Below are 4,121 nucleotides of genomic sequence, written 5' to 3'. Positions count from 1 at the left end.
CAGCACCGTCACGGACAACCAATAACGCTGCCGGCCGGGGGCACCTCGTTCGCCCGCTGGTCGGCGCTGCTGGCCGAGCATGCCCACACCGCCGCGGTGGTCAACACGGCGCAAACATGGCGACAAATCGCCACTGGCCCGGCGGGGCTGCCCGCAGTCCAACCCGAGGTCGACACCTATGCCAGTGCCGGGCAGTTGAGCGTGCAGCTGGACACCGAGACCACCCGCATGCTGCTCGGCGAGGTGCCCGCGGCGTTTCACGCCGGCATCCACGACATCCTGCTCATCGCATTCGGGTTGGCCTGGGCGCGCTACCTGGACACTGGCGACGCGTCCATCGGCATCGACGTCGAAGGCCACGGCCGCGCCGACGAACTGGCCGCCGACGTGGACCTGTCACGCACCGTGGGATGGTTCACCACCAAATACCCCATCGCACTGACCGTCGGCGCGCTGCCCTGGGCGCAGGTGATCGCCGGCGCACCCGCCCTGGGCACCGTCATCAAGGACGCCAAAGAACAGCTGCGCGCCCTGCCCGAGCCTCTGACCTACGGCCTGCTGCGCTACCTCAATCCCGACGCCGACCTGCCCGAGGCCGACCCACCGATCGGCTTCAACTACCTGGGACGGCTCGGGGCCGCGGCGGCCGAACTCTCCGACGATAGATGGCGGATCGGCCCGGACGGCGTCACGCTCACCGGCGCCGCCGCCGCGGTGCCCATTCCACTGGCCCACACCCTCGAGCTCAATGCGGGCACGGTCGAAACCGGGGCCGGCGCGAGCCTGCATGCCACGTGGACCTGGGCGCCCTCGGCGCTGGACCACCCCCAGGTCAGTGTCCTTGCCCAGCTGTGGTTCGACGCCCTGACGGGCATCTGCGCCCACGTGCGCAACGGCGGCGGCGGGCTGACGCCGTCGGACATCGCGCCGGCGCGACTGGCTCAACACCAGATCGACGAGCTCCAAAGACACCAAGCGACCGCCGACGTGCTGCCCTTGACCCCCTTGCAGGAAGGACTGCTCTTCCACGCGAGAACCGCGCAGTCGACCGACGACGTGTATGCGGTGCAGCTGGACACCACGTTCAGCGGCGCCCTCGACGCCTACCGGCTGCGCGCAGCGGTACACACGGTGATCAACCGTCATCCGCATCTGGCGGCGCGCTTCCACGTGGAGTTCGGCGAGCCGGTGCAGGTCATCCCGGCCGATCCCGCGCCGGGGTGGCGGCACTTGGAATTCGACGCCGGTGATGCCGATGAGCAAGTCCAACGGGTGTGCGCCGAGGAGCGCGCCGCGGTGTGCGAGCTGGCCGACGGGCCGGCGTTTCGGGCCGCATTGGTCCGTACCGGCGAGGACCGGCACCGGTTCATCCTGACCTTCCACCACATAGTGATGGACGGTTGGTCGCTGCCGATCCTGCTCAGCGAGATATTCGCCAGCTACCACTCCCAGCACCTGCCCGCCCCTGCGCCGTACCGCAGCTTTGTCACCTGGCTGGCCGGTCGAGATCTCGACGCCGCCGAGGCGGCCTGGCGCGAGGTGCTGGACGGCTTCGACGCCCCCACCCTGGTCGGTCCGCCGGACCGGCTAGACCGTGGCGGCCGAAGCGTCGAGTCGTTCCGGGTATCGGTCGAGACCTCCCGGGCCGTCAGCGAGCTGGCGCGCTCCCACCGCACCACCGTCAACACCGTGCTCCAAGCCGCTTGGGCTCAGCTGCTGATGTGGCTGACCGGCCAGCACGACGTGACCTTCGGCGCCGTGGTCTCGGGCAGACCGACCGAGGTGGTGGGCGCGGACTCGATGGTGGGCCTGTTGATCAACACCGTGCCGGTCCGCGCCACCGTCGACGCCGCCACCACCACCGCCGACCTGCTCGACCAACTGCAAACCGCCCACAACGACACACTGGACCATCAACATCTGGCACTCAGCGAGATTCACCGCATCACCGGTCATGACCAGCTGTTCGACACCCTGTTCGTCTACGAGAACTACCCCGTCGACAGCACCACGTTGTCCGGCATCAACGGGTTGGCGATCACCGAGATCCACGGTCGCGAATCCACCCACTATCCACTGACGATGGCAATCCGTCCGGGCACCGAACTCGAGCTTCGTGTCGAGTACGCCACCGGTGTGCTGCCGCCGGACAGCGTTCAGGCGCTGACGGACCGGTTACTGCGGCTGTTGGCGGCGATGACCGCCGATCCGGGGCGGTCGTTGTCGTCGGTGGATCTGGTTGACGAGGATGAGCACGCCCGGCTGGACCAGTTCGCCAACCGCGGCGTGCTGACCTGGTCAGGACCGCCACCGATGTCGATTCCGGAGCTGTTCGCCGACCAGCTGGCCCGCACCCCCGAGGCGGCGGCGGTGACATTCGAGGGCAAATCGATGACCTACCGCGAGCTTGACGAGGCCGCAAACCGGTTGGCGCATCTGCTCGCCGACCATGGGGCGGGGCCGGGTGAGTATGTGGCGCTGCTGGTGGAGCGTTCGGCTCAGGCGGTCGTGGCGATGCTGGCCGTCCTCAAGACCGGGGCGGCTTACCTGCCGATCGATCCGGCGCTGCCGGCGGCGCGGATCGGATTCATGATTGCCGATGCCGCGCCGACGGCCGCGATCACCACCGACGGGCTGCGACCGCGGCTTAACGGGCACGGCGTGACGGTCATCGATGTTGCCGATCCACGGGTGAACGCTCAACCCGGCACGCCGTTGCCGGGGCCGAGTCCTGCCGATATCGCCTACCTGATCTACACCTCGGGCACCACCGGCACCCCCAAAGGGGTGGCCATCACCCACCACAACCTGACCCAGCTGCTGGGATCGCTCTATATCGGACTGCCGGCGGCGGGAGTGTGGGCACAGTGGCATTCGTTGGCCTTCGACGCCTCAGCCGAGGAGGTCTGGGGCGCATTGCTCACCGGCGGCCGGCTGGTGGTGGTGCCCGACTCGGTGACGAGTTCACCGAAGGATCTCCAAGCCTTGCTGGTTGCTGAGCAGGTCAGCTTCTGGAGTCAAACTCCGTCGGCGGTGGGGGCGCTGTCGCCGGAGGGGCTGGAGTCGACGGCGTTGCTGCTGGCCGGTGAGGCGTGCCCGGTCGAGGTGGTGGATCGGTGGGCGCCGGGACGGGTGGTGGTCAACGCCTACGGCCCAACCGAGACCACGGTGTGTGCGTCCAGGACTGCGCCGCTGAAATCGGGGGCAGGGCCGCCTCCGATCGGTGCGCCCGTCCCCGGCGCGGCGTTGTTTGTGCTGGATGGATGGTTGCGTCCGGTGCCGATCGGCGTGGTGGGTGAGTTGTATGTCGCCGGTGCCGGCGTCGGGGTCGGGTACCTCGGTAGGGCCGGGTTGACGGCATCGCGGTTCGTGGCGAGCCCATTCGGCGGACCGGGGGCACGGATGTACCGCACCGGGGATCTGGTGCGCTGGCGCGCGGATGGACAGCTGCAATTCGTCGGCCGTGCCGACGAACAGGTCAAGATCCGCGGCTACCGCGTCGAACTCGGCGAAATCCAGGCCGCCCTCATGGCGCTGCACGGCGTCGAGCAGGCGGTGGTCACCGCCCGCCAGGACCGCCCCGGTGACAAGCGGATCGTCGCCTATTTCACCGGCACCGCAGACCCCGCCGACCTACGCACTCAGCTGGCCGAGCGGCTCCCGGCCTACATGGTTCCGGCCGCCGTCATGGCCATCGACACACTGCCGCTGACCCCGAGCGGCAAACTCGACACCCGCGCGCTGCCCGCACCCGAATACACCGCGAGTCGGTACCGGCCCCCGGCCAACCCGGTTGAGGAGATCCTGACCGACATCTACGTCCAGGTGCTCGGGGCCGAGCGGGTCGGAACGGACGACTCTTTCTTCGATCTGGGCGGGGACTCACTGTCGGCGATGCGCCTGATCGCCGCGATCAACACCGGCCTGGACACCGACCTGTCGGTGCGCACCGTGTTCGACGCGCCCACGGTGGCCCAGCTCGCGCTGCACATCCGTGAGGGTGCCGGCGCGCGACCACGATTGGTACCGATGCAGCGTCCTTCTGTGGTGCCGTTGTCGTTCGCCCAGCAGCGGTTGTGGTTCCTTGACCAGTTGCAGGGCCCCTCGCCGGTGTACAACAT

1 protein-coding gene is annotated in these 4,121 nt (G+C 68.7%); it reads left to right on the top strand.

From position 1 onward, the window contains the following. On the top strand, positions 1–4,121 hold a 4,121-nt coding region (locus A5708_RS22815; protein WP_155766153.1), incomplete at both ends, for a non-ribosomal peptide synthetase.

It is taken from the genome of Mycobacterium colombiense, from assembly GCF_001672755.1.
GTDB classification, from domain to species: Bacteria; Actinomycetota; Actinomycetes; order Mycobacteriales; family Mycobacteriaceae; genus Mycobacterium; species Mycobacterium colombiense_C.
Note: the sequence above shows the minus strand (reverse complement) of the source record. Positions and strands in the feature narration are given on the sequence as shown.